This is a genomic window from Cellulosimicrobium sp. E-16 (assembly GCF_049913115.1).
In the GTDB taxonomy this organism is placed as follows: domain Bacteria; phylum Actinomycetota; class Actinomycetes; order Actinomycetales; family Cellulomonadaceae; genus Cellulosimicrobium.
Window position 1 is genome coordinate 2,911,232 of sequence record NZ_CP183974.1, and the last position, 23,917, is coordinate 2,935,148.

22 protein-coding genes are annotated in these 23,917 nt (G+C 73.5%); 9 read left to right on the plus strand and 13 right to left on the minus strand.

Features of this window, described 5'->3' with window-relative positions; genetic code table 11:
* Positions 1–1,644, minus strand: coding sequence for an ABC transporter permease subunit (locus ACN9MS_RS12920; RefSeq protein WP_426308952.1), 1,644 nt, complete (start codon positions 1,642–1,644; stop codon positions 1–3).
* Between the two features lie 149 nt (positions 1,645–1,793).
* Complete coding sequence (locus tag ACN9MS_RS12925; RefSeq protein WP_426308953.1) at positions 1,794–3,026, minus strand: sugar ABC transporter substrate-binding protein; 1,233 nt, start codon at positions 3,024–3,026, stop codon at positions 1,794–1,796.
* A 265-nt stretch (positions 3,027–3,291) separates the two neighbouring features.
* On the opposite strand from ACN9MS_RS12925, the gene ACN9MS_RS12930 reads away from it, so the two are divergent.
* On the plus strand, positions 3,292–4,329 hold the full coding sequence (locus ACN9MS_RS12930; protein ID WP_231581808.1) for a LacI family DNA-binding transcriptional regulator: 1,038 nt from the start codon (positions 3,292–3,294) through the stop codon (positions 4,327–4,329).
* A gap of 202 nt (positions 4,330–4,531) precedes the next feature.
* Positions 4,532–6,379 carry a glycoside hydrolase family 13 protein gene (locus tag ACN9MS_RS12935; protein WP_426308954.1) on the plus strand — a complete coding sequence of 616 codons (1,848 nt, stop codon included), beginning with the start codon at positions 4,532–4,534 and terminating at the stop codon, positions 6,377–6,379.
* Between the two features lie 80 nt (positions 6,380–6,459).
* Here the strand turns inward: ACN9MS_RS12935 and ACN9MS_RS12940 are convergent, their stop codons facing one another.
* Both ACN9MS_RS12940 and dusB read right to left on the minus strand, forming a co-directional pair.
* Positions 6,460–6,966, minus strand: a complete 507-nt coding sequence (locus tag ACN9MS_RS12940) for a hypothetical protein (RefSeq protein ID WP_426308955.1) — start codon at positions 6,964–6,966, stop codon at positions 6,460–6,462.
* Positions 6,967–7,172: 206 nt separating this feature from the next.
* Positions 7,173–8,417, minus strand: a complete 1,245-nt coding sequence (gene dusB, locus ACN9MS_RS12945) for a tRNA dihydrouridine synthase DusB (protein ID WP_426308956.1) — start codon at positions 8,415–8,417, stop codon at positions 7,173–7,175.
* 116 nt (positions 8,418–8,533) lie between these two features.
* On the opposite strand from dusB, the gene ACN9MS_RS12950 reads away from it, so the two are divergent.
* Positions 8,534–8,692: a hypothetical protein gene (locus ACN9MS_RS12950; RefSeq protein WP_144425673.1), complete on the plus strand. Its 159-nt coding sequence runs from the start codon at positions 8,534–8,536 to the stop codon at positions 8,690–8,692.
* Positions 8,693–8,811: 119 nt separating this feature from the next.
* Here the strand turns inward: ACN9MS_RS12950 and ACN9MS_RS12955 are convergent, their stop codons facing one another.
* On the minus strand, positions 8,812–10,209 hold the full coding sequence (locus tag ACN9MS_RS12955; RefSeq protein WP_264030566.1) for a glycine--tRNA ligase: 1,398 nt from the start codon (positions 10,207–10,209) through the stop codon (positions 8,812–8,814).
* Positions 10,210–10,369: 160 nt separating this feature from the next.
* Between ACN9MS_RS12955 and ACN9MS_RS12960 the strand changes: the two genes are divergently transcribed.
* The 6 genes from ACN9MS_RS12960 to ACN9MS_RS12985 are packed head-to-tail and all read left to right on the plus strand — an operon-like array spanning position 10,370 to position 14,860.
* Positions 10,370–11,359, plus strand: a complete 990-nt coding sequence (locus ACN9MS_RS12960; RefSeq protein ID WP_426308957.1) for a metal ABC transporter substrate-binding protein — start codon at positions 10,370–10,372, stop codon at positions 11,357–11,359.
* Positions 11,356–12,186, plus strand: coding sequence for a metal ABC transporter ATP-binding protein (locus ACN9MS_RS12965; protein ID WP_426308958.1), 831 nt, complete (start codon positions 11,356–11,358; stop codon positions 12,184–12,186). The genes ACN9MS_RS12960 and ACN9MS_RS12965 overlap by 4 nt, the downstream gene beginning before the upstream one ends.
* Positions 12,183–13,151: a metal ABC transporter permease gene (locus tag ACN9MS_RS12970; RefSeq protein ID WP_426308959.1), complete on the plus strand. Its 969-nt coding sequence runs from the start codon at positions 12,183–12,185 to the stop codon at positions 13,149–13,151. Before ACN9MS_RS12965 ends, ACN9MS_RS12970 begins: the two co-directional genes overlap by 4 nt.
* Positions 13,148–13,537, plus strand: coding sequence for a Fur family transcriptional regulator (locus ACN9MS_RS12975; protein ID WP_426311895.1), 390 nt, complete (start codon positions 13,148–13,150; stop codon positions 13,535–13,537). The genes ACN9MS_RS12970 and ACN9MS_RS12975 overlap by 4 nt, the downstream gene beginning before the upstream one ends.
* Positions 13,538–13,540: 3 nt before the next feature.
* On the plus strand, positions 13,541–14,140 hold the full coding sequence (locus tag ACN9MS_RS12980; protein ID WP_426308960.1) for a DedA family protein: 600 nt from the start codon (positions 13,541–13,543) through the stop codon (positions 14,138–14,140).
* 30 nt (positions 14,141–14,170) lie between these two features.
* On the plus strand, positions 14,171–14,860 hold the full coding sequence (locus ACN9MS_RS12985) for an alpha/beta fold hydrolase (RefSeq protein ID WP_426308961.1): 690 nt from the start codon (positions 14,171–14,173) through the stop codon (positions 14,858–14,860).
* A gap of 51 nt (positions 14,861–14,911) precedes the next feature.
* On the opposite strand, the gene ACN9MS_RS12990 is transcribed toward ACN9MS_RS12985, so the two are convergent.
* The 8 genes from ACN9MS_RS12990 to ACN9MS_RS13025 all read right to left on the minus strand — a co-directional run bounded on the left by ACN9MS_RS12990 (position 14,912) and on the right by ACN9MS_RS13025 (position 23,839).
* A complete protein-coding gene (locus ACN9MS_RS12990) occupies positions 14,912–15,289 on the minus strand; it encodes a VOC family protein (protein WP_426308962.1) in 378 nt (125 codons plus the stop codon).
* Positions 15,290–15,346: 57 nt separating this feature from the next.
* Entirely contained in the window at positions 15,347–16,138 is a 792-nt protein-coding gene (locus tag ACN9MS_RS12995) for an isoprenyl transferase (protein ID WP_426308963.1), read from the minus strand.
* Positions 16,138–16,950: a DNA repair protein RecO gene (recO, locus tag ACN9MS_RS13000; protein ID WP_426308964.1), complete on the minus strand. Its 813-nt coding sequence runs from the start codon at positions 16,948–16,950 to the stop codon at positions 16,138–16,140. The genes ACN9MS_RS12995 and recO overlap by 1 nt, the downstream gene beginning before the upstream one ends.
* A 54-nt stretch (positions 16,951–17,004) precedes the next feature.
* Positions 17,005–17,577: a TetR/AcrR family transcriptional regulator gene (locus tag ACN9MS_RS13005; RefSeq protein WP_426308965.1), complete on the minus strand. Its 573-nt coding sequence runs from the start codon at positions 17,575–17,577 to the stop codon at positions 17,005–17,007.
* A gap of 112 nt (positions 17,578–17,689) precedes the next feature.
* The gene (locus tag ACN9MS_RS13010; protein ID WP_426308966.1) at positions 17,690–18,400 is read right to left on the minus strand and encodes an ABC transporter ATP-binding protein; all 711 of its coding nucleotides are present in this window, start codon (positions 18,398–18,400) and stop codon (positions 17,690–17,692) included.
* A complete protein-coding gene (locus ACN9MS_RS13015; protein ID WP_426308967.1) occupies positions 18,397–19,518 on the minus strand; it encodes an ABC transporter permease in 1,122 nt (373 codons plus the stop codon). The genes ACN9MS_RS13010 and ACN9MS_RS13015 overlap by 4 nt, the downstream gene beginning before the upstream one ends.
* Before the next feature lie 119 nt (positions 19,519–19,637).
* Complete coding sequence (leuA, locus tag ACN9MS_RS13020) at positions 19,638–21,419, minus strand: 2-isopropylmalate synthase (RefSeq protein WP_426308968.1); 1,782 nt, start codon at positions 21,417–21,419, stop codon at positions 19,638–19,640.
* Positions 21,420–21,694: 275 nt separating this feature from the next.
* On the minus strand, positions 21,695–23,839 hold the full coding sequence (locus tag ACN9MS_RS13025; protein ID WP_426308969.1) for a hypothetical protein: 2,145 nt from the start codon (positions 23,837–23,839) through the stop codon (positions 21,695–21,697).
* Positions 23,840–23,917 lie beyond the last annotated feature (78 nt).

Genomic DNA, 23,917 nt, shown 5'->3' on the forward strand with positions numbered 1-23,917 from the left:
TCAGCTGATCTCCTCGAACTTGCGCGTGCTGCGGAAGGCGATGGCCGAGATCGTCCCCACGATGACGAAGATGACGATCGACAGGGCGCTCGCCAGACCGAAGTCCTTCTGCGCGGACCCGTCGACACCCGAGATCGAGTAGACCATCGAGATGAGGATGTCGGTGTGACCGAGCGGGACGGACGCGTCGGCGAACCGTGGACCGCCGCCGGTCAGCATGTAGATGAGCGTGAAGTTGTTGAAGTTGAAGGCGAACGACGAGATGAGCAGCGGCGCGGTCGCGATGAGCAGGAGCGGCAGCGTGATCGCCCGCCACGTCCGCCAGCGCCCGGCGCCGTCGATCTTGGCCGCCTCCATGACGTCCCCGGGCAGCGACTGCAGCGCGCCCGTGCAGATGAGGAACATGTAGGGGAAGCCGAGCCACAGGTTCACGCCGAGGACCGAGAGCTTCGCGAGCCACGGGTCGGTGAGCCACGGGATGTGCGCGCCCCCGAGGATCACCTCGTTGACGAACCCGAACCGCGTGTTGAGCAGGCCGGACCACAGCAGCGCGGCGAGGAACCCCGGGATCGCGTACGGCAGGATCATGAGCGTGCGGTACACCTTGCGCCCGCGCATCCGCGTGTCGTTGAAGACGATCGCGAGGAAGAGGCCGAGCAGGAACGTCGTGACGACCGAGCCGATCGCGAAGACGAACGTCCACACGAGGATCTTGACGAACGGCTCCGCGTAGCGGGCGTCGGAGAACGCGGTGACGAAGTTGTCGAAGCCGACGGGCACGCGCCACCCGACCGCGAGGGTCGATCCGTCGGGGGCCTCGAACTGGCCCTCGTCGTTCGGCGTGTACACGGTGCCGGTCGTGGTGTCGGTCATGGTGTCCGCCGCGGCGTCCCACTCGAGCGCCGAGGTGTAGACGTAGCCGGTCCGCGCGTCCGTGGTGCGGATCGACCCGTCCTCGGGGTCGTCCGAGACCGGCACGCGGAGCTCGGTCACCTCGGCCTGGCGCTGGAGCACCTGGTCGCGGGGCAGCACGGTGAAGCCGGGGACGTCGGTCGCGCGCCCGTCCTCGACCGTCGCGCCGTCCACGACGGCGAGCGGTCGGTCGACCGTGCCGGCCTCGACGTCGCCGTCCTCGGTGACGACCGCGAAGCCGAGCGCGTCGCCGTCCTCGACCACGGTCAGGGCCGACGAGGGGGAGCCCTCGACGCGGCGCTCGTTCTGGATCAGCAGCGCGGAGACCGCCTGCTCCTTGGTCGCGTTGTGCCCGGTGCCGTAGTTGGTGAAGGCGACGTACCCGGTGTAGCCGACCACGAAGATCTGGTAGACGAGGAGGAAGAGCAGCCCGGGAAGGATGTACTTGAGCGGCAGCGCGCGCTTCGAGAAGTACACCCAGTTCGCGACGACGAGCATCGCCAGGGACGCCGCGAGGATCCCGTACGAGCCCGCGGTCCAGGCGGACCAGACCACGTACACGCCGAGCGCGTCGACGACGGCCATGAGCGCGAGCTTGACGAAGAACCCGGGGCTGTAGTCGCGCGCGTGCGAGGCGTCCGCCGCGCGCAGCCCACGGGTGCGCCGCGGCGGCGGCCCGTCGGTTCCGAGAGGGCCGACTTCCGCGTCGGTCGTGGTCTGTGGGGCGGACATCCTGGTGCCTCCGAGGTCGTGACGCGGTTCGTCCCGCGTCGTCCCGAGTGTCGTCGTGCCGCGTCGCGGCCGGTGCCGGACCCGCGGTGACGCCGTCGCGGCGCGCAGGTGACCCTGCGCACCGCGACGGCGGCCCGGTCCGAGCCGGGTCAGGAGTCCATCGCGCCCTGGATGTCGGCGATCATCTTGTCCCAGGTCGGGACGGGGTCGGCACCGCTGACGATCGCGGCCTCCGTGACGCCCCAGAAGCTCCAGACGGACGCCATCTCGGGGATCGAGGGCATCGGCACGGCCTCGGCACCGACGGCCCGGAAGCCCGCGACGATCGGGTCGCCCGCCGAGGCGGAGTCGGCCGCGACCGTCAGCGCCGGCGGGCGGTTGCCGGCCTGGTAGAGGGCGAGCTGCGCCTCCTCCGTGGACAGGAAGTTCACGAGGAAGTCGTTCGCGACGATCGCGTTCTTGCTCTCGGCGCTGAGGTAGAAGCCCTGGACGCCGACGAACGGCTGGGCGGGCTGGTCGCCGGCGGTCGGGATCGGGTCGATCGACAGGTCCATGCCCTCGAACGAGTCGATCATCCACGGGCCGCCGACGATGAACGGCGACTGGCCGTTCTTGAACGCCTCGACGGCGATGTCGTACGTGGTGTCCTGGCTGAGCACACCGGCCGCGCCCTGCGCGCCGAGCCACTGCGCGAACGCCTGGCCCTCGGGGCCGCCCATCGCGAGCTCGGACGAGTAGCTGCCGTCCTCGTTCTGCGTGAACACCGGGGCGCCGAACGACGTCTGGAACGGGTAGTGGGTGTACGGGTCACCCTTGTCACCGTCCGACTGGACCAGGATCGGGAACTGCGTCCCCGCGGCCTGGCCGGCGGCGACGGCCTCGTCCCACGTGGCGGGCGCCTCCGGCGCGAGAGCGGTGTTGCGGATCAGGGCGATGTTCTCGATCGCGTAGGGCAGGCCGTAGACCTGGCCGTCCTGCGTGAACGCCTCGATGGAGACGTCCTCGAACTCGGCCGCCTTGTCGCCGAGCTCGAGCGGGGCCACGACGCCGTTCGTCGTGAGCTCGCCCAGCCAGTCGTGCGCGCCGACCGTGATGTCGGGGCCCTCGCCCGTCGGGACCTGCGCGAGGAAGTCCGCGCGGATGTCCTCGAAGTTCTTGAGGACGACCTCGACGGTCGTGCCCGTCTCGGTCTCGAAGGACTGCGCTGCCGCGGTCACGGCGTCCTGGCGGGTCTCGTCGACCCAGACGGTGAGCGAGCCGCCGGCGGAGGTGTCCTCGGCGCTCGGCTCGTCGGTGCTCTCGTCTCCCGAGCCGCCGGACGAGCAGGCGGCCAGCGCCAACGTCGTGGTCAGCGCGGCGGCAAGAAGGATGCTCCGTCGCATCAGTGGTCACTCCCAGCATGTTGCAGTGCGGTGGCGGCCGACGTCGGTTCGCACCGACCGTGGGCCCTGATGCGACGACGGTAGAGCGCGAGGTGGCACGGATGCAAGTCGTTGCGGTAACTTTCATGCAACGCTTTGCAGGGCGCCGTCCGGCGCCCGCCCGCCTCCCCCGGCCGACGGGTCCGCGCGCCTCCGTACGGAGATTCGCGGCTCGCCGGTCGGACGACCAGGACGAGGAGGTCCGGTGTCCCCTACGCTTCCCCATGTGCGCACCCGTCTCAGCGATCTCGCCGCCCAGGCCGGCGTCTCCACCGCGACGGTCTCGCGCGTCCTCAACGGGAAGCCCGGCGTCGCGAGCGAGACCCGCCAGGCGGTCCTCGCCGCGCTCGACGTGCTGGGCTACGAACGCCCCTCGACGCTGCGCACCCGATCGGCCGGCCTCGTCGGCCTCGTCGTCCCCGAGCTGACGAACCCCGTCTTCCCCGCGTTCGCCCAGACGATCGAGTCGCTCCTGTCGGAGCACGGGTACACACCGCTGCTGTGCACGCAGTCGCCCGGCGGCACGACCGAGGACGACTACGTCGACATGCTCATGGACCACGCGGTCGACGGCATCGTCTTCGTCTCCGGACTGCACGCCGACACCCAGGCGAGCCACGAGCGCTACGAACGACTGCGCAGCCGCGGCATCCCGATCGTGCTGGTGAACGGCTTCGCCGAGGGCATCGACGCGCCGTTCGTCTCGCCCGACGACGTCGCGAGCGTCGAGCTGTCGGTGCGCCACCTCGTCTCGCTCGGCCACCGCAGCATCGGGCTCGCGATCGGGCCCGACCGGTTCGTCCCCGCCCAGCGCAAGCTCGCGAGCTTCGCCGAGTCGCTCGTGCGGCACGGGCTCGTGGCCGACGAGTCCGAGGCGGCGCAGCACGTCGTCGTCACCCTGTACACCGTCGAGGGCGGCCAGGCGGCGGGCGGCGAGCTCATCGACGCAGGCCACACCGCGATCGTCTGCGGCTCCGACCTCATGGCGCTCGGCGCGATCCGCGCCGCGCGCTCGCGAGGGCTGCGCGTGCCGCAAGACGTGTCGGTGCTCGGCTACGACGACTCACCTCTCATCGCGTTCACCGACCCGCCCCTGACCACGGTGCGCCAGCCCGTGAACGCGATGGCCCACGCCGCGGTGAGCGCGCTGCTCACCGAGATCGCGGGCGAGCGCGCTCCGCGCTCCGAGCTGCTGTTCCAGCCGGAGCTCATCGTCCGCGACTCCACGGGCGCCGCCCCGGCGACGGGCGCGCCCACCGCCTGACGGCAGCACGCCGCGGCTGCACGAACGCAGCACGACGCACGCCGCGACATCGGCGACCACCCTCCGGACCCCGGAACGGGACCCGTCGCCCCGCCACCGCAAGCGCTTACACTCGACGGAGGGTCGGCGTCACCCCCGCTCCGCCTGCCGAGTGATCCCCCCGAAGAACCCCGACACCACGCACGTGAGGACCGACAGCTCGATGACTCGTATCGATTCGACGCCGACCACCAGCAGCACCGCGACGGCCACCGCGCCCGCGCCCTTCAGCACCGGGGCGCTCGTGCACACCGGCCCGGGCGAGGCGCCCGAGTGGTGGCGCGACGCCGTGATCTACCAGGTCTACCCGCGCTCGTTCGCGGACGGCGACGGCGACGGCGTCGGCGACCTGCCCGGCATCACGTCCAAGCTCGACCACCTGGCCGAGCTCGGGGTCGACGCCGTGTGGCTGAGCCCGTTCTACCGCTCGCCCCAGAAGGACGCCGGCTACGACGTCGCCGACTACCGCGACGTCGACCCGCTGTTCGGCACGCTCGCCGACTTCGACGAGCTGCTCGCCCAGGCGCACGCGCGCGGCATCCGCATCGTCGTGGACCTCGTACCGAACCACACCTCGGACCAGCACGCGTGGTTCCAGGCGGCGCTGGCCGCCCCCGAGGGCTCGGTCGAGCGCGCCCGCTACGTCTTCCGCGAGGGCGAGGGCGAGCACGGCGAGCTGCCCCCGAACAACTGGCAGTCGATCTTCGGTGGCCCCGCGTGGACCCGCGTGACGGCCGGCGCGGACGCCCGCCCCGTCACCGGGGCCGAGGGCGAGACGCCCGGCCAGTGGTACCTGCACCTGTTCGACTCCACGCAGCCCGACCTCGCGTGGGAGAACCCCGAGGTCCGCGAGGAGTTCGAGCAGGTCCTGCGCTTCTGGCTCGACAAGGGCGTGGACGGGTTCCGCGTCGACGTGGCGCACGGCATGATCAAGGCCGACGGCCTGCCCGACTGGGACGGCACGGTGTCCATGGTGGAGGGCACCGAGGCCGCCGACGGCGACGAGGAGACCGACCCGGGCGCGCCCGAGGACGGCTCGACGGGCGCCGGCAACTCGGGCCCGATGTTCGACCAGGACGGCGTGCACGAGATCTACCGCGCGTGGCACCGCGTCCTCGCCGAGTACGACGGCGACCGCGCGCTCGTCGCCGAGGCCTGGGTCGAGCCGCTCTCGCGGCTCGCACGCTACGTGCGCCCGGACGAGATGCACCAGGCGTTCAACTTCTCCTTCCTCACGACCGCGTGGTCCGCGGCGCCGCTGCGTACCGTGATCGCGGCGTCGCTGCGCGCGAACGACGAGGTCGGCGCGCCCACGACGTGGGTCCTGTCGAACCACGACGTCGTGCGCCACGCCTCGCGCCTCGGCCTCGCCGACCCCGGTCTGCGCCCCAACGGGATCTTCGCGCACGACCCGCAGCCCGACGAGGAGCTCGGCCTGCGCCGCGCACGCGCCGCGTCGCTGCTCATGCTCGGACTGCCCGGGTCGTCGTACCTCTACCAGGGCGAGGAGCTGGGCCTGCCCGAGCACACCGCTCTGCCCGACGACGTGCGCGAGGACCCCGCGTTCTTCCGCACCCAGGGCGCCGAGGCCGGCCGCGACGGGTGCCGCATCCCGCTCCCGTGGCACGCGGACGCCGACGGCTTCGGCTTCGGACCGTCCGGGAAGACGTGGCTCCCCCAGCCCGCGTCCTACGCGCGGTACGCCGCCGACGTGCAGCGCGGCGTCGAGGGCTCGACGTACGAGACCTACCGCACCGCGCTCGCGACGCGCCGCGCGGAGCGCCTCGGGTCGGGCACGCTCGCGTGGGTCGAGGACTACGCCGGCTCGGAGGACGTCGTCGCGCTGCGCAACCGCGACGTCGTGGTGCTGGCCAACCTCGGCACGGAGCCCGTCGTGCTGCCGCGCGGCACCGAGGTCCTCGTGGCGTCGGGGCCCGTGCTCACGGACCGGTCGGCCGACCCGCAGGTCCGCGTCCCCTCCGACACGACGGTCTGGCTGCGCGCGCGCTGACCTGCGCGTTCGGCGGAAGCGACACAGGGCGGCGACTCCCGCGCGGGCACGGCCGGGGTCCGCCGGGGCCCCGGCCGTCCTCATGCCCGCAGCGCGGACTCGAACGCGGCCCTCACGACCTCCCCTGTGAACGCCGCGTCGTCGCCGTAGGCGGACGAGGAGCACACCACGACGCCCGGGCCCACGAGCCGCCACCAGGGTCCCTCTACGGCGACGACGAGCACGGCGCCCCGCACCGCCCCGATCCCGACGTCGTGCGCGCGGGCCACGTCCTCCGCGAGCGCGGCCAGCCCGCGGTGGCCCTCAGCCGTCGCACGTCGGGGCAGCGCCCCCGCGCACGCCGCCTCGCGCCCCGAGAGGTCGCGGCGCGCGTCAGCGAAGAGGCGCACGACGGCGTCGCGCAGGGAGGGCACGTCGCCCAGCGCGGCGAAGCCGGGTGGCACCCCGATCGCCTCGTGCACGACGGCGCGCTCGCGCACCCACGCGAGGAGCTGGCCCTCTCCCGCGGGCGCCTCCTCCCGCTGGCTCTCGCCCGCGAACGCAAGGGCGGCACGCCACCACGCCGCCCACCGGCCGGCGGCCGCCACGCGCTCGTCGTCCGCCAGCAGACCCGACCGGTCCGGCGACCGCGGGACCGCGCGGGGAGGCACGTCGTCGCCGGGACGACGAGCCCGAGAGCGTCGCGGAACCAGAGCAGGAGGTCGAGGTCGTGACCGTCCGACACGGACAGACGCCACGACCTCTCGCCCGCCCGCCGCATCGCGGCGTCACCCGCTCGCCCGCCGGACCGCCGTCAGCCGCCGGAGACGCTCAGCTCGGCCTCGCGCAGGCGCTCCTCGTGCTCGGCGTCGAGCTCGCGCGAGTCGAGCCACCCGTACGGCAGGTGCGGCGTCTTGGGCGACCCGGCACGACCGCGCTGCCCCTCGGCGGCCTCGCCGGGGTACGGGGCGTCCTGGTCGAGCGCGTCGAGGTGCCCGCGCAGCTCGTCGAGCGTCGAGACCATCGCGAGCGCGCGGCGCGCGTCGCCGCCCACCGCGAAGCCCTTGAGGTACCAGGCCATGTGCTTGCGCAGGTCGCGCATGCCCTTGCCCTCGTCGCCGTCGAAGTACTCGATCATGAGCTCGCCGTGGCGGTAGATCGTGTCGGCCACCTCGCGCAGCCCGGGGCGCACGCGCTCGGACCGGCCCGCGAACGCGGCGGCGAGGTCGGCGAACAGCCACGGCCGCCCCTGGCAGCCCCGGCCGACGACGACGCCGTCGCAGCCCGTCTCCTGCACCATGCGGACGGCGTCCTCGGCGGACCAGATGTCGCCGTTGCCGAGCACCGGGACGCTCGTCACGGCCTCCTTGAGGCGGGCGATCGCGGTCCAGTCCGCGGTGCCGGAGTAGTGCTCGGCGGCCGTGCGCGCGTGCAGCGCGACCGCGGCGACGCCCAGGCCCTCGGCGATCCGGCCCGCCTCGAGGTAGGTGAGGTGGTCGTCGTCGATGCCCTTGCGCATCTTCACGGTGACCGGCACCCCGTACGGGCGCGCCGCCTCGACGGCGCCGCGCACGATCGCGGTGAAGAGGTCCCGCTTCCAGGGCAGCGCCGCTCCCCCGCCCTTGCGCGTCACCTTGGGCACGGGGCAGCCGAAGTTGAGGTCGACGTGGTCGGCGCGGTCCTCGGCCACGATGATCCGCACGGCCTCGCGGACGGTGGCCGGGTCGACGCCGTACACCTGCGCGGACCGCGGCGTCTCCTCCGCGCCGAACGTCACGATGCGCAACGCCTCGGTGTTGCGCTCGACGAGAGCGCGGCTCGTCACCATCTCGGCCACGTAGAGCCCGGGGTCGTCGCCGCCGCTCGCGCCGGCCTCTCGGCACAGCGTGCGGAAGGCACGGTTCGTGACGCCTGCCATCGGGGCGAGGACGACCGGTGTCTCGACGACGATCGGGCCGATCCGCAACGGCGCGAGCAGCGGACCCGTGCCGGCGGAGGCCGTGCCGGGGCCGGCGGTCGTCGTGCTGAGGAGGGAGGCTGGAGCAGTCACGCGCTCCATTGTCCCATCCGGCGCAGGATCACCCGCGAGCGGCGTTCGACGAGCGAGCGGCGGCCGGTCGTGGCAGTGTTGAGGAGGTCCGGCAATACAGGCCGGACATGGACGAAAGGGACGACATGCCTCTCTGGCTCATCCTGGTCATCGTCGGCGCCGTGCTGCTCATCCTCGGCGTCGCCATCGAGGCCGCGAAGGTCCTCATCTGGATCGGCATCATCGTGCTGGTCGTGAGCCTCGTGATCGGCCTGCTCAACCGGGCGAAGGGGGCGGCCCGCTAGCGCGAGGCCGCAGGGGGCGACGCGTCCCGAACGACGCGACGGAGGGGCGGGACCGCAACGGTCCCGCCCCTCCTGCGTGCCCGGTGCGCAGACCCTCGGGCGCGCGCTCGGGCGGACGGTCAGGCGCCCAGCAGGTGCCCGGCGAGGTACTCGGTGACCTTGTCGAGCGCGACGCGCTCCTGAGCCATCGAGTCGCGGTGCCGGATCGTCACGGCCTGGTCGTCGAGCGTGTCGAAGTCGACCGTGATGCAGAACGGCGTGCCGATCTCGTCCTGGCGGCGGTACCGGCGACCGATGGCCCCGGCGTCGTCGAAGTCGACGTTCCAGTACTTGCGCAGCTCCGTCGCGAGGTCCTTCGCCTTGGGCGAGAGCTGCTCGTTGCGGCTCAGCGGCAGCACGGCGGCCTTGACGGGCGCGAGGCGGTGGTCGAGGCGCAGGACCGTGCGCGTGTCCACGCCGCCCTTCGCGTTGGGGGCCTCGTCCTCGGTGTACGCCTCGACGAGGAACGCCATGAGCGAGCGGGTGAGGCCCGCGGCCGGCTCGATGACGTACGGCACCCAGCGCTCGTTCTTGGTCTGGTCGAAGTACGACAGGTCCTTGCCCGAGTGCTCGGCGTGCGTCTTGAGGTCGAAGTCGGTGCGGTTCGCGATGCCCTCGAGCTCGCCCCACTCCGAGCCGGAGAAGCCGAAGCGGTACTCGATGTCGACCGTGCGGGTCGAGTAGTGCGACAGCTTCTCCTGCGGGTGCTCGTACAGGCGCAGGTTGTCGCGCGCGATGCCCAGGTCGACGTACCAGTCGGTGCGCGTGTCGATCCAGTACTGGTGCCACTCGGCGTCCGTGCCCGGCTCGACGAAGAACTCCATCTCCATCTGCTCGAACTCGCGCGTGCGGAAGATGAAGTTGCCGGGCGTGATCTCGTTGCGGAACGACTTGCCGATCTGGCCGATGCCGAACGGGGGCTTCTTGCGGCTCGCGCCCATGACGTTGGCGAAGTTCACGAAGATGCCCTGCGCGGTCTCGGGCCGGAGGTAGTGCAGACCGGACTCGTCCTCGACGGGGCCGAGGTGCGTCTTGAGCATCATGTTGAAGTCGCGCGGCTCGGTCCACTGCCCGCGCGTGCCGCAGTTGGGGCACACGATCTCGGCGAGGCCGCCCTCGGGCGCGCGGCCCTTCTTCTCCTCGAACTCCTCGATCATCTGGTCCTCGCGGAACCGCTTGTGGCAGTGCAGGCACTCCGTGAGCGGGTCGGTGAAGACGCCGACGTGGCCCGAGGCGACCCAGACCTGGCGCGGGAGGATGACGGAGGAGTCGAGGCCCACGACGTCGTCGCGGCTGGTGACCATCGCGCGCCACCACTGCTTCTTGATGTTCTCCTTGAGCTCGGTGCCGAGCGGCCCGTAGTCCCAGGCGGAGCGGGTACCGCCGTAGATCTCGCCCGAGGGGAAGACGAACCCGCGCCGCTTGGCGAGGGAGACGACGGCGTCGAGACGGGCGGTGGGTGAGGGCGCTGCGGCCACGGACATCACTCCTGGTGCTCACGGCCCCGCACGTGGCTCGTGGGGGCTGGACGGGTGGGCGACGCCCGCACGGGCGCCGACCGACCAGCGTACCCGGCCGTGACCCGCCTCACCGGGAACGGTTTTGACATTCATTCTCAAGAAGGCGGAGACTGGAGCCATGCACCGCTCCCCCGTCCGGCGCCGTCGCGCACTCATCACCACCGCCGCCCTCGCCACGGCCGCGCTCGTCGCGGCGTGCTCCCCCGGGGACGGCGGCTCCGGAGGCAGCAGCGACGACGGGCGGCTCCAGGTGCTCGCGTCGTTCTACCCGCTCCAGTACGTCGTCGAGCAGGTCGGCGGCGAGCACGTCGACGTCTCGAACCTCACCCCGCCGGCGGCCGAGCCGCACGACCTCGAGCTCGCGCCCGCCCAGGTGCGCGCGATCGGCGACGCCGACCTCGTCGTCTACCTCTCGGGCTTCCAGCCCGCGGTCGACGAGGGCATCGAGCAGCGGGCCCCGGAGCACGTCGTCGACGCCGCCGAGTCCGCCGGCCTCGAGGAGCACCCCGGCGGCGAGGGCGAGCACGCGGACGAGAGCGCGGAGGAGCACGCCGAGCACGCGGACGAGTCCGGGGACGGCCACGACCACGGCGCGACCGACCCGCACTTCTGGCTCGACCCGACACGCCTCGCCGCCGTCGGCGACGCCGTCGCGGACGAGCTCTCCGCGATCGACCCCGACCACGCGGACGACTACGCCGCCGGAGCCGCCGCCCTCACCGCGGACCTCGACGACCTCGACACCGAGTTCGCCGAGGCGCTCGCGCCCTGCGCGGGCGCGACGCTGGTCACGTCGCACGAGGCGTTCGGGTACCTGGCGGAGCGCTACGACCTCCACCAGGTGGGCATCTCGGGCATCGACCCCGAGGCCGAGCCGTCACCCGCGCGCCTGCGCGAGGTGGGCGAGGTCGTCCGCAAGAACGGCGTGACCACGCTCTTCTTCGAGACGCTCGTCAGCCCCAAGGTGACCCAGACGCTCGCCGACGACCTCGGCGTGCAGACCGCGCTCCTCGACCCGATCGAGAGCCTCGCGGAGGGTGCGACGGACTACCGTGAGGTCATGGAGTCCAACCTCGAGGCGCTCACCTCCGGTCTCGCCTGCTCATGACGGACGCAGCGGAGCTCGTCGCCGCCCGCGACGTCCACGTGACCCTCGGCGGGAGCGAGATCCTGCGCGGGATCGACCTGACCGTCGGCACCGGTGAGGTCGTCGCGGTCCTCGGCGCCAACGGGTCGGGCAAGTCGACGCTCGTGCGGGCTCTCGTCGGGATCGTCCCGCTGTCCCGCGGCTCCGTCGACCTGTTCGGCGCACCGCTCGGTCCCCGCCTGCCCTGGCAGCGGCTCGGGTACGTGCCGCAGCGCGTCGCCGCGCCGTCGGGCATGCCCTCCACGGCGTCCGAGGTCGTCGCCTCCGGCCTCCTCGGTGGCGGCCGCCTCCGGCTCCCCCGCGGCTGGCGGGCGCGCACGGTCGAGGCGCTCGACCTCGTAGGGCTCGCCGACCGCGCGGACGACTCCACCGCCGAGCTGTCGGGCGGCCAGCAGCAGCGCGTGCTCATCGCACGCGCCCTGGTCCGCCGGCCCGACCTCCTCGTCCTCGACGAGCCGGTCGCCGGTGTGGACAAGCCCAGCCAGGAGGCGTTCGCCGCGACCATGACGCGGCTCGTGGGCGACGGGCTCACCGTGCTCGTCGTCCTCCACGAGCTCGGCGCGCTCGCCCCGCTCATCGAACGCGCGGTCGTGCTGCGCCACGGCCGCGTCGTGCACGACGGCGCCCCGCCCCGCGCGTCGTCGACCCACGCGGGCGCCGCGCACCAGCACCTGCACCCGCACGAGCCCGCGGACACCGACAACCGCTCCGGCGGCCCGGAGACCGGGCTCACCGACACGCTGAACCCCGACCTCGCCGCGGGCCACGCACCCAGGACGGCCTCATGACCACGTTGTTCTCCGAGATCTCGCTGATGCTCACCGACCCCCTCATGCAGCGCGCGCTGCTCGCCGCCCTGCTGGTCGGCGTCAGCGCGCCCGTCGTGGGTACCTACCTCGTGCAGCGCAAGCTGTCGCTCCTCGGCGACGGCATCGGGCACGTCGCGCTCACCGGCGTCGCGCTCGGGTGGCTCGTCGGCGCCGCGATGGGCGTCGTCCCGAACGACGCGCTCGCGATCCCCGGAGCCGTCGTCGCCGCCGTGCTCGGCGCGGTGGCGATCGAGGTCGTGCGCGAGCGCGGCCGGACGAGCGGCGACCTCGCGCTCGCGCTCCTGTTCTACGGCGGCATCGCGGGCGGCGTCCTGCTCATCGGGCTGGCCGGGGGCTCCTCGGGGAGCCTCATGCAGTACCTCTTCGGCTCCATCTCGACCGTCACGTCGTCGGACCTCGTCCTCACCGTCGTTCTCAGCGCCGTGATCCTGCTCGTGGGCGTCGGGCTGCGCGCGGCCCTGTTCTCCGTGAGCCACGACGAGGAGTTCGCGCGCGCGTCGGGCCTGCCCGTGCGGACGCTCAACATCGCGGTCGCCGTCGTCGCCGCGCTCACCGTGACGGTGTCGATGCGGGTCGTCGGGCTGCTGCTCGTGAGCGCGCTCATGATCGTGCCCGTCGCGGTCGCGCAGCTCGTCACGCGCTCGTTCCGCCGGACGATGCTCGTCGCGTCCGTCGTGGGCGTGGTCGTGTGCGTCGTGGGGCTGTCCTTCACGTACTGGAACAACGTCTCGCCGGGTGCCACCATCGTGGTCCTCGCGATCGCCACCTACCTCGTCGTCGCCGTCCTGCGGCCGCTGTGGGTCCGCCGACGCCCGCGCGTGGCGCGTGACCCGCACCCGGACATCCCCGACGACGTCGAGCTCGACCTCGTACCCTCGGGGGCGTCGGACCGCACACCCGGAGGTGACTCGTGCAGCGCATGACCCGCCAGCGCGCAGCCGTCTCGGACGCCCTGGAGAACCTCGACGACTTCCGCAGCGCCCAGCAGCTCCACGAGATCCTGCGCACGCGCGGGGACAACGTGGGGCTCGCCACGGTCTACCGCACGCTCCAGAGCCTCGCGGACGGCGGCGACGTCGACGTGCTGCGCACCGAGGAGGGCGAGAACCTCTACCGCCGGTGCGAGCGCCGCGAGCACCACCACCACCTCGTGTGCCGCACGTGCGGCCGCACGGTCGAGATCGACGGCCCGACCGTCGAGGCGTGGGCCAACCAGGTGGGCACGTCGCACGGGTTCGTCGACATCCAGCACACGATCGAGCTGTTCGGCACGTGCGCCGGGTGCGCCCGCGTCTCCGCGCGGGACTGAGCCGTGCCCGACGCGCTGGACGGCGCCCCGTTCGCCGCGCTGTTCGCGTTCTTCTTCGCGGTCGCGTTCGTCCGGACGCAGGCGACGTACTGGATCGCGCGGCTCGTCACGACGTGGACGCTCGACCGCACGCGACCCGTGAAGCCGTGGGTCGCGCGCGTCCACGCCTGGCTGTCCGGGCGCTCGGCGGCGCGCGGGATCGAGACCGTCCGCCGCTGGGGCGTCCTCGCCGTCCCCGTGTCCTTCCTCGCGACCGGGACCAAGACGGTCGTCAACGCCGCCGCGGGCGTCGTCCGGATGCCGTTCGGCCGCTACCTCGCCGCGATGACGCTCGGGTGCGCGATCCACGCGACCATCTACGCGACCGTCGGCTGGGCCGTGTGGACCGCCGCCTTCGCCGCGGCGACCGGGTCGCCGTGGGGCGTCGCGGCGCTGGTCCTGCTGGTCGGCGCCGTGGCCGTCGGGGCGGTCGTCATGGTTCGACGCCGCTCCGCCCGGGGGCCCGCCGCCGCGGTGGGCCCGGCGGTCGCCCTCGACGGGAAGGGCCCCGTCCTCGACGCCCGCGTCCAGGACGCGCGGGACGCACCGCGCCTCGACCGATGAGATGACGCGCGCCCGACCGTCCGAACGTGCATGACCACGTTCCTCCTGCTGCCCGGTGCCGGCGGCGACCCCGCGTACTGGGACCTGCTCGCGCCGGAGCTCGTCCGGCTCGGCCACCTGCCGGTGCCCGTCGACCTGCCCCAGCACGACGAGGCCTACGGCTGGGCGGACCTCACCGACGTCGCCGTCGCGACCCTGCACCGCTCCCTGCACCGCGCGTCCGGTCCCGCCGAGCGGGACGGCGTGGTCGTCGTCGCCCAGTCCATGGGCGCGTACGTCGGCCCGCTCGTGTGCGAGCGCGAGGGGGTGAGCCTGCTCGTCCTCCTCAACCCCATGATCCCGCTGCCGGGCGAGACGGGTGCCGACTGGTGGCGCGCCACCGACCACGCCGCGCGGCGTGCGAAGACCGGGCTCGGGCCGTTCGACCCCGTGGACGACTTCTTCCACGACGTGCCCGACGACGTCGCCGCCGTCGTGCAGCAGAGCGACCGGCAACCGTCCGAGCGTTCCTTCGCCGAGCCGTGGCCGGCGCGCGCCTGGCCGGCCGTGCCGACGGTCGTGCTCCAGGGCGACGACGACCGGCTCTTCCCGGTGCCCTTCCAGCGCGCCGTCGCCCGTGAACGGCTCGGCACCGAGGTCGAGACGCTGCCCGGCGGCCACCTCGTGGCGCTCAGCCGGCCGGTCGAGCTCGCCTCGCGGCTCGACGCGCTCGTCCGCTGACGGCCCGTCCCAGGCGGGGGTGGATCGAGGGTGCCTGCGCCGGACCGCGGCTCAGCCGGGCGTCGTCGCGGAACCGTCGGCCGCGCCGACGCAGAACTGGTTGCCCTGCGGGTCGGCGAGCACGGCCCAGCGGTACCCGGGGATGGTGTGCTCCGCGACGAACGTCGCGCCGTCCGCCACGAGCGCGGCGACGTCGGCCTCGCGGTCGGACGTCCCGAGGTCCAGGTGCAGCCGGTTCTTGCCGGGGGTCGGGTCCTCGACGCGCTGGAAGCCGAGGACCGGGGCGGTCACGCCCTCCGCGGGCACGACCTCGAGGAACCACCCGTCCGACTCGTCGACCACCCGTCCGCCGAGCTGACGCGCCCACCACTGCGCGAGCGGACGAGGGTCGGTGGAGTCCACGGTCACCATGCCGATGCTCAGAGCCATGGCGCGCACGCTACCGGCCGCCACCCACGCCGTCCCTCGCACGGCGGGCCCACGACCTCAGGCTGTGCCGCCCACCGCGTCGACCGCGCCACCGTAGCGACGGTCGCGGCGCGCGTACTCCTCGACCGCGCGCCACAGCGACCGTCGGTCGACGTCCGGCCACGGCTCCGGGAGGAACACGAGCTCCGCGTACGCCGCCTGCCAGATCATGAAGTTGGACGTGCGCTGCTCGCCCGAGCTGCGCAGGAACAGGTCGACGTCCGGGAGGTCGGGCTCGTCGAGGTGCTGCTGGACGGTGCGCTCGGTGACCTTGCGCGGGTCGAGCCGCCCGGTGGCGACCTCGCGCGCGATGGCGGCCGCGGCGTCGGCGATCTCCGCGCGTCCCCCGTAGTTGACGCACATCGTCAGGGTGCACACGTCGTTGTGCTTCGTCTTCTCCTCCGCGATCTCGAGCTCCTTGATCACGGACGTCCACAGCCGCGGCCGGCGCCCCGCCCACCGCACGCGCACGCCCCACGAGTCCATCTCGTCGCGGCGCCGCCGGATGACGTCGCGGTTGAAGCCCATGAGGAACCGCACCTCGTCGGGTGAGCGCTTCCAGTTCTCGGTCGAGAACGCGTACGCCGACACGTGCTTGACGCCGATCTCGATCGCCCCCGCGACGACGTCGAGCAGCGCGGCCTCGCCCGCCTCGTGGCCCGCGGTGCGCGGCAGCCCGCGCGCGTTGGCCCAGCGACCGTTGCCGTCCATGACGACGGCGACGTGGTTCGGCACGAACTGCGCCGGGATCGCCGGCGCCTGCTCGCCGCTCGGGTGCGGGAACGGTCGCGCGTACGTCCGCTTCGCCATCAGGCGTCGGCCCCGCGGCCCTGACGGTCCGCGGCGACGCCGACCGGTCCGGCGGGCGAGGCGGCAGGCGGGACGACGGGCGCGTCCCGCTCGACCATGCGCAGTGATCGCAACGTTCTCTCCAGGTGGTATTGGCTGTACGCGGCCACGAGGCCGCTCGCTTCCTTGCGGTGCCGGGCGTCCGACGCGTCGGCGGTCTCCCAGTCTCCCGCGAGCAGCGCGGCGAGGAGGGCGAAGGTCTGGGGGGCCGGCGCCGTCGAACCGGGCGGGCGGCAGCGCGAGCACACCGCGCCTCCCTGCGCGACGGCGAACGCGTGGTGCGGACCCGGCTCGCCGCAGCGTGCGCAGTCGACGAACGACGGCGCCCAGCCCGCGACGGCGAGCGCCCGCAGGAGGTAGGAGTCCAGGACGAGGCCCGGCGCGTGCGCCTGCTCGGACAGCGCCCGCAGCGCCCCCGCGAGCAGCCAGTACTGCTGCACCGCTGGCTCGCGCTCGTCCGCGACGAGCCGCTCCGCCGTCTCCAGCATCGCCGCGCCCGCCGTGTACAGGCCGTAGTCCTCGCAGATCCGCCGGGCGTACGGGCCGATCGTCTCCGCCTGCGTCACCGTGTCCAGCGACCGGCCCGCGTAGAGCTGGACGTCGACGACCATGAACGGCTCCAGCCGCGCCCCGAACCGGGACGACGTGCGCCGCACGCCCTTGCCCACCGCGCGCACCTTGCCGTGCTCGCGCGTCAGGAGGGTGACGATACGGTCCGCCTCGCCCAGCTTCTGGGCGCGCAGCACGATCGCGTCGTCTCGGTACAGCACCACGCCCCTATTGTCCGTCACACCGCCGACACGGTGCGCACCACCCGCCGACGACGCTCAGGCGGGCGCGAGGCACCCGAGCACGGCGCGCACCCGGGCCAGCGTCGTCTCCGCGTCCTCGCCGGCCTCCACCTGGCGGGCCGCGGCGAGGACCACGGCGTTGACGAGCTCCGCGGAGCGTGCGGCGTCCGGGACGTCGAGCTGCTCCAGGGCCTCCACGAGCGGCACGAGGATCGTCGCGTGCATCGCCGCGCTCTGCTGGGCGAGCGTCTCGCGGCCCGCCTCGGCGCGCAGCGCGGCGACGACCGCGTGCTCGCCCTCGGCGACGAGGAGCAAGTTCTCGCGCGCGTAGGCGACGATCGCGTCCTCCGGGGACGCCGCCGTCGCTACCGCGGCCGTGATGCGCGCCGACCACCGCGGCACCACGTCGGCGACGACGGCGTCCAGGAGCTCCTCCCGCGACCGGAAGTACTGGTAGACGCTCGACCGGGCGAGCCCGGCGCGCGCCGCGACCGCCGCGAGCGTGAGCCCGCTCCCGTCCTCGCGGATGAGCTCGCGCGCGGCGTCGAGCAGCGCACGCAGCTGCGCGGCGCGGTGCTCCGCGACCGTCGGCGCGGCGATCTTCGGCACGGTGCCTCCTCCTCTCCGGGCACGACGGCCCGGCCGGACCATCATGCCCGAGGACCGGGCGCGGGGGCGGCGCCGTCCTTGCGGGCGCCGCACCCCTTGAGCACCCGGCAGGTCACCCGGCGGCGGTGGGGACCCCGAGGCGCCCGTCGACCATCTCGACCACGCGGTGGCAGTGCTCGAGCACGTCGTGGTCGTGCGTCACCATGAGCGCGGCGGCGCCGAACGCCTCGGCCTCGCGGGCCAAGAGGCTCACGACCTCGTGGCTGCGCGCCCGGTCGAGCGCCGCCGTCGGCTCGTCGACGAGGAGCAGCGCGGGGCTCGCGACCAGTGCGCGGGCGATGCCTACGCGCTGCCGCTCGCCGCCGGAGAGCTGGTCCGGGCGACGGTCCGCACGGTGGCTCATGGACACGGACTCCAGGAGGTCGCGGGGGTCGCGGGCGCGGGGGTCTCGCTCGTCGATCCGGGCGACCCGCAGCGCGAGCCGGAGCTGGTCGACGCTCGTGAGCGCGGGGAGGAGGTTGCCGGACTGGAAGACGAAGCCGATGCGCTCGCGCCGCAGCCGGGCGCGCTCGCGCTCGCCTGCCGCGCCGAGGTCGACACCTTCGAGGCGGACGGTCCCAGACTCCGGGGCCGTGAGCGCGCCGGCGACCGCGAGCAGGCTCGACTTGCCGGAGCCGGAGGGCCCGACGACACCGACGAGCTCGCCCGCGGCGACGCTCAGGCTCACCTCGTCGAGCGCGACGACGGTGGTGTCGCCGTCGCCGTGGCGCACGGTGACCCGGTCGATCTCGAGCACGGGCGTGGCGGGGGTGGTGGTGCTCATCGCTGCCCTCCCAGGGCGGTCAGGGGGTCGACGGAGGTGATGCGCGCGACGGCGACGGCTGCTCCGGCCATGCCGAGGACGAAGAGCAGGACGCCGGCCAGCACGAGGTCGGGCGCCTGGAGCGCGAAAGGCATCGGGGACGCGCCGAGGCCTGCACCCGCCGCGATGCCGAGGGCGAAGCCCACGCCGATCGAGGCGAGCAGGAGCACGGCGGCCTGGCCGAGAGAGTCGGCGAGCAGGAACCGGCGCCGCGCCCCCATGGCCCGCATGACGGCGATCTCGTGCCGGCGCTGGATGACCCACACGGTGAAGAACGCCCCGACGACGAGCGCCGAGATGGCGTAGAGGAACACCTGGATGAGGAGGAGGGTCGCGGTCTCGGCCGCGTACCCGGGCGAGGCGTCGAAGGACTCGGTGAGCGTGCGCGTCACCGTGCCCGACGCCGCGTCGGCGGCCTCGCGGTCGAACGACCCGGGGTCGGTGCGCAGCGCGACCGCGGTCGCGACGTCCGGGACATCGGCGCCCGGCTCCTCGGCACCGGCGAGCAGCTCCTGCCACGTGTCGAGCGGGAGGTACGCGATGTCGACGTGGCCGAACGTGTGCTGGTCCTCGAGGACGCCCACGACGGTCAGCGTGCGCTCCGGGCGTGCGAGGGCCACGGTGTCCCCGACGGCGAGGCCGTCCTCGGCGGCGGTCGCCGAGACGACGATGCCGTCCGACGCCCCGACGGAGTCGCCCTCCGCGATCACGACCGGGGCCACGAACGAGCCGGGTTCGACGCCCACGAGGGTGAGGTCGACGGGCGAGCCGTCCTCCTGGTGCGCGTTCGCCAGGAGCAGGCCGTACGGGGCGGCCTCGAGCACGCCCGGCTGCTCGGCCATGGTGCCGACCTGGTCCGTCTCGATGACGGAGCGCGTGAACGCGGCGTCCGTCCCGGTGCCCTCGGCGAAGGCGAAGTCGGTGACGGGCGTGCGCTTGAGGCCGGAGACGCCGTCGTTGACGAGGCCGGCGGACAGCCCGGAGAGGAGGACGACGAGGACCGCGACCAGCGCGACCACACCACCCATGAGCAGGAAGCGGGTGCGCGCGAAGACGAGCTCGCGCAACGCGAGGAACATGAGGGACCTTCCGATGTTTGTCGACAGTGCGTCGGCATCTTACCAACGCTGTGTCGACAAAAACCGACGGCCCGGACGACGAGGTCGTCCGGGCCGTCGGAAGATCGGCGAGGCGGTGGTCAGCCCTCCGCGCGCTCCGCGCGGTTCACGGCGGACACGATCGCCTTGAGCGACGCCGTGGTGATGGACGGGTCGATGCCGACGCCCCACAGGACGTCGTCGCCCACCTGGCACTCGACGTAGGCGGCGGCGAGCGCGTCGCCGCCCTCGGACAGGGCGTGCTCGGCGTAGTCGAGCACGCGGACGTCGACGCCCACCTGGGCGACCGCGTCCACGAAGGCGGCGACAGGACCGTTTCCGGTGCCCTCGAGCGTGAGCTGCTCGCCGCGGTCGACGACGTCGACGCTCAGCGTGTCCGGCCCGTCCTCGCTCGACGACGCGCGCGTCGAGCGCAGCTTGAGCCGACCCCACGGCTCCAGGCCGGAGTCGGCCTCGACGGGCAGGTACTCGTCGGAGAAGATCCGCCAGATGTCGTCGCCAGTGACCTCGGTGCCCTGCTGGTCGGTGTGGTGCTGCACCGCCTGGCTGAACTCGATCTGGAGCCGCCGCGGCAGGTCGAGGTGGCGCTCCGACTTCAGCAGGTAGGAGATGCCGCCCTTGCCGGACTGCGAGTTGACCCGGATGACGGCCTCGTAGGAGCGACCGACGTCCTTGGGGTCGATCGGCAGGTACGGGACGGCCCACACGAGGTCGTCGACCGTCTTGCCCTCGGCCTCCGCGTGGACGGCCATCGCGTCGAAGCCCTTCTTGATGGCGTCCTGGTGCGAGCCGGAGAACGCCGTGAAGACGAGGTCGCCGGCGTAGGGGTGTCGCTCGGGCACGCCGAGCTGGTTGCAGTACTCGACGGTGCGGCGCACGTGGTCGATGTCGGAGAAGTCGATCTGCGGGTCGACGCCCTGGCTGAACAGGTTCATGCCCAGCGTCACGAGGCACACGTTGCCGGTGCGCTCGCCGTTGCCGAACAGGCAGCCCTCGATGCGGTCGGCGCCGGCCTGGTACCCCAGCTCGGCGGCGGCGACCGCGGTGCCGCGGTCGTTGTGCGGGTGCAGCGACAGGACGACGTTCTCGCGGTGGTTCAGGTGCCGGTTCATCCACTCGATCGAGTCGGCGTAGACGTTCGGCGTCGCCATCTCGACCGTGGCGGGCAGGTTGATGATGACCTTGCGGTCCGGGCGGGGCTCGAAGACCTCGAGCACCTCGTTGCAGATGCGCGCGGCGAACTCGAGCTCGGTCCCGGTGTACGACTCGGGCGAGTACTCGTAGTAGACCGTCGTCCCCGGGACGGTCTCCTCGAACTTCTTGCACAGCCGCGCGCCGTCGACGGCGATCGCGATGATGCCCTCGGGGTCGGAGCGGAACACGACCTCGCGCTGGAGCACCGACGTCGAGTTGTACAGGTGGACGATCGCCTGCTTGGCGCCCTTGATCGCCTCGTAGGTGCGCGCGATGAGGTGCTCGCGGGACTGCGTCAGGACCTGGATGACGACGTCGTCGGGGATGCGGTCCTCCTCGATGAGCATCCGGACGAAGTCGAAGTCGGTCTGCGAGGCCGACGGGAAGCCGACCTCGATCTCCTTGTAGCCCATCTCGACGAGCAGCTCGAACATGCGCAGCTTGCGCTCCGCGTTCATGGGCTCGATGAGGGCCTGGTTGCCGTCGCGCAGGTCGACCGCGCACCAGCGGGGGGCGGTCTCGATGCGCTTGTCGGGCCACGTGCGGTCGGGCACCGACACGTCGATCTGCCGGTGGAACGGCAGGTACTTGTGGATCGGCATGCCCGACGGCTGCTGCGGGTTCGCGTCCGTGGCGGTCGCCGTCGAGGAGGGGGCTGAGGCGTTCATCGTGGGTCCTTCGGGTCGTCTGATGGGTGTCAGCCGGCACACCGACCACCGCGACGAGGGACCGGCTAGAGAGCCTCGCCGCGGCAACGAAGGAGGAGCTGCCGCATCAGGTGCACGACGCCACTGTACTCCTCCACGGTCGGTGGCCCGAGGACGTCCGCTCCTCGGGCACGTCGTCGGTGGGAACGCCGTGGCAGGGCTGTCCGTCCCCCGCACAGCGGCACGACGACGCCCGGCCGCCTCCGCAGGGAGGTCGGCCGGGCGTCGTCGGTCGGTCAGCGGCGCGAGCGCAGCGCGGCGTCGACGGCGGGGTCGCCGAGGTTGCCGAGCCACTCCAGCAGCGCCGGGTAGGTGGACGGGTTCGCCGCCACCTGGGGCCGCAGGTGCGGCGCGTCCTGGACGATCTGCGCGAGGACCTCGAGCGGCGTGCTCGGGTCGAGCGCCTGGGCGGCCGTGAAGCCCGGAGCCTGGGCGGGCGGCGAGTACGCCTGCTGCGGCTGCGCCGCGGGCTGCTGCCCGTAGCCGCCGCCGTAGCCCTGCTGCGGCTGCTGCTGGTAGCCCTGCTGGGGGTAGCCCTGCTGGCCGTAGCCCTGGTAGCCCTGCGCGGGCGACGCCGCGCCGGGCTGAGCGGTCGGCTGCGGGCCCGTGCCCGGCTGCCCCTCCTGGTACGCCGGCATGACGGCGGTCGAGGGGCCCTGGTCGGGGTCCAGCCCCGGGCGCGCCGCGTACCCGCTGCGCTCGGGCTCGACCTGCTGGACCGGGAGGACCTCGGTCGCGTCGCCGCCCGCGGGCGCCCAACGGCCCTGGTCCGGCTGCTGCGCGGCGGCCGGACCGGTCTGCGCGGCGCCCGGGTACGCCGCACCACCGTGCGGCGTCGCCGGGTAGGGGCCGGCCGGCGGCTGCGCCGCCACGGGTCCGGACGGCGTGGCGGGCGCCGGGCGGACAGGCTTGGGCGCGGGCGGCTGCCAGACGTACGCCTGCGCCGCCTCCCCGGCGGCAGCGGCGGGCACCGGGCGGTGCTCGGCGAAGTACGCGCGCACCTCGCGCGGGACGGTCAGGGCGCCGACGACGAGCAGCGGGAGCCCGAACGCGAGGAGCACGTGCTCGACGCCGCCGCCGAACACGACCCGGTTGGACGTCACGACGAGCAGGACGATGCCCAGCAGGGCGACGACCCCGGCACCGCCGAGGGCGAGCGGGCGACCCGACGTCGCGTCACGGGCGAGCGAGCGGCGCGCGACGAACGCGACGGCCGCCGCGAGCACCCCCACCACGACGGCGAGCACGACCGGCACCCCGCGAGCGCCGTCGGCCAGCGTGAGCACGGCGCTCACGGCGACGTACCCGGCGACGACGAGCGCGAGGTCGAGGGCGTTCACGGCGACGCGCACCCAGGTCTTCACGGGGTCGGCCGCGGTCATCGCCCGGTGCACGGCGGGCGCCGCGGCGATCGCGGCGAGCGCCGGGACGAGCACGAGCCCGAACCGGCCGCGGTGCGTGCTCTCGATCGTGAGGAGCCCGTTGTTGCCCGAGCCGAGCACGAACGCCACCGCGAGGATGACGCCCAGCCCGACGAGCGTGAGGCGCGCCGCCTCGGAACGGCGCCACGTGCCGTACGTCGGCAGCCCGACGAGCGCGAGGACGAACAGCGCCGAGACGAGCACGAGCAGGACGAAGAGGGCGCCGCCGAGGCGGGTCCCCGTGACGGTGAGGATGACCGTGAGCAGGACGGTCACCGCCAGGACGGCGGCCCCGACGAGGAGCGCCTGGAGCCACCGGTTCGTGACGGCGCGGTCCTGGTCCTGCGGACCGAGCTCGCTCTCGCGCGGCTGCGCCGCGAGGAGCGCGCCCGCGAGCCCGAGCGCGGCCGCGGAGCCGACGCCGCCCCAGCCGTCGCCGAAGTCCCCGCCCCCGACGACGTCGACGACGAGGTACACGCCCACGAGCAGGACGTACGGGGCGTTGGCGAGCAGGCGGACCTTCCGCGTGGTGTGCACGGTCCAGGACGCGGGGAGCACCCCGGTGCGTGCCAGGTACGGCAGCGCGAGGGTGAGCAGGGAGAGGATCGTCAGCAGGACGACCTCGATCTTGTCCGACGCACGGCTCGCGGCGTCCCACGGCAGCGCGAGGGACACGAGGAGCAGGAGCGCGGCGACGCCGTCGCGCACGTAGTCGCTCACGGGGATCCCGGCGAAGGGCGAGGCGGCTCCCGACGGGGCGACCGGCTCGGCGGGCGTCTCGACCCTCTCCTCGCCGCCAGGTCCGCCGTCTCCGACGCCCGGCTCCGCGGGTGTCCCGACCGGCGCGCGCTCGGCCGAGGAGTCCCCGTCACCCACCGCGACGCCGTCGGGCGCCGTGGTCGGCCCGGTGCCCGCAGCACGGGGCTGCGGGTCCTCGGCCGGCTCTGTCTGGTTGGTCATCGTGCACTCCCTACGCTGTCGCGCCGTGCCGTACGCACGCACGCCGGCCCGACGGGCCCCGACCGTTTCTACCGGTTC

Excerpts from the sequence above, each read along its gene's own strand:
- ACN9MS_RS12920 (WP_426308952.1), bottom strand. The coding sequence starts at position 1,644 with ATGTCCGCCCCACAGACCACGACCGACGCGGAAGTCGGCCCTCTCGGA.
- ACN9MS_RS12995 (WP_426308963.1), bottom strand. The coding sequence starts at position 16,138 with ATGGCGAAGCGGACGTACGCGCGACCGTTCCCGCACCCGAGCGGCGAG.
- ACN9MS_RS12965 (WP_426308958.1), top strand. The coding sequence starts at position 11,356 with ATGACGGACGCAGCGGAGCTCGTCGCCGCCCGCGACGTCCACGTGACC.
- ACN9MS_RS13015 (WP_426308967.1), bottom strand. The coding sequence starts at position 19,518 with ATGTTCCTCGCGTTGCGCGAGCTCGTCTTCGCGCGCACCCGCTTCCTG.
- leuA (WP_426308968.1), bottom strand. The coding sequence starts at position 21,419 with ATGAACGCCTCAGCCCCCTCCTCGACGGCGACCGCCACGGACGCGAAC.
- ACN9MS_RS12990 (WP_426308962.1), bottom strand. The coding sequence starts at position 15,289 with ATGGCTCTGAGCATCGGCATGGTGACCGTGGACTCCACCGACCCTCGT.
- ACN9MS_RS12975 (WP_426311895.1), top strand. The coding sequence starts at position 13,148 with ATGACCCGCCAGCGCGCAGCCGTCTCGGACGCCCTGGAGAACCTCGAC.
- ACN9MS_RS12935 (WP_426308954.1), top strand. The coding sequence starts at position 4,532 with ATGACTCGTATCGATTCGACGCCGACCACCAGCAGCACCGCGACGGCC.
- ACN9MS_RS12925 (WP_426308953.1), bottom strand. The coding sequence starts at position 3,026 with ATGCGACGGAGCATCCTTCTTGCCGCCGCGCTGACCACGACGTTGGCG.
- ACN9MS_RS12985 (WP_426308961.1), top strand. The coding sequence starts at position 14,171 with ATGACCACGTTCCTCCTGCTGCCCGGTGCCGGCGGCGACCCCGCGTAC.
- dusB (WP_426308956.1), bottom strand. The coding sequence starts at position 8,417 with ATGGAGCGCGTGACTGCTCCAGCCTCCCTCCTCAGCACGACGACCGCC.
- ACN9MS_RS12960 (WP_426308957.1), top strand. The coding sequence starts at position 10,370 with ATGCACCGCTCCCCCGTCCGGCGCCGTCGCGCACTCATCACCACCGCC.
- ACN9MS_RS12970 (WP_426308959.1), top strand. The coding sequence starts at position 12,183 with ATGACCACGTTGTTCTCCGAGATCTCGCTGATGCTCACCGACCCCCTC.
- ACN9MS_RS12950 (WP_144425673.1), top strand. The coding sequence starts at position 8,534 with ATGCCTCTCTGGCTCATCCTGGTCATCGTCGGCGCCGTGCTGCTCATC.
- ACN9MS_RS13010 (WP_426308966.1), bottom strand. The coding sequence starts at position 18,400 with ATGAGCACCACCACCCCCGCCACGCCCGTGCTCGAGATCGACCGGGTC.
- ACN9MS_RS13025 (WP_426308969.1), bottom strand. The coding sequence starts at position 23,839 with ATGACCAACCAGACAGAGCCGGCCGAGGACCCGCAGCCCCGTGCTGCG.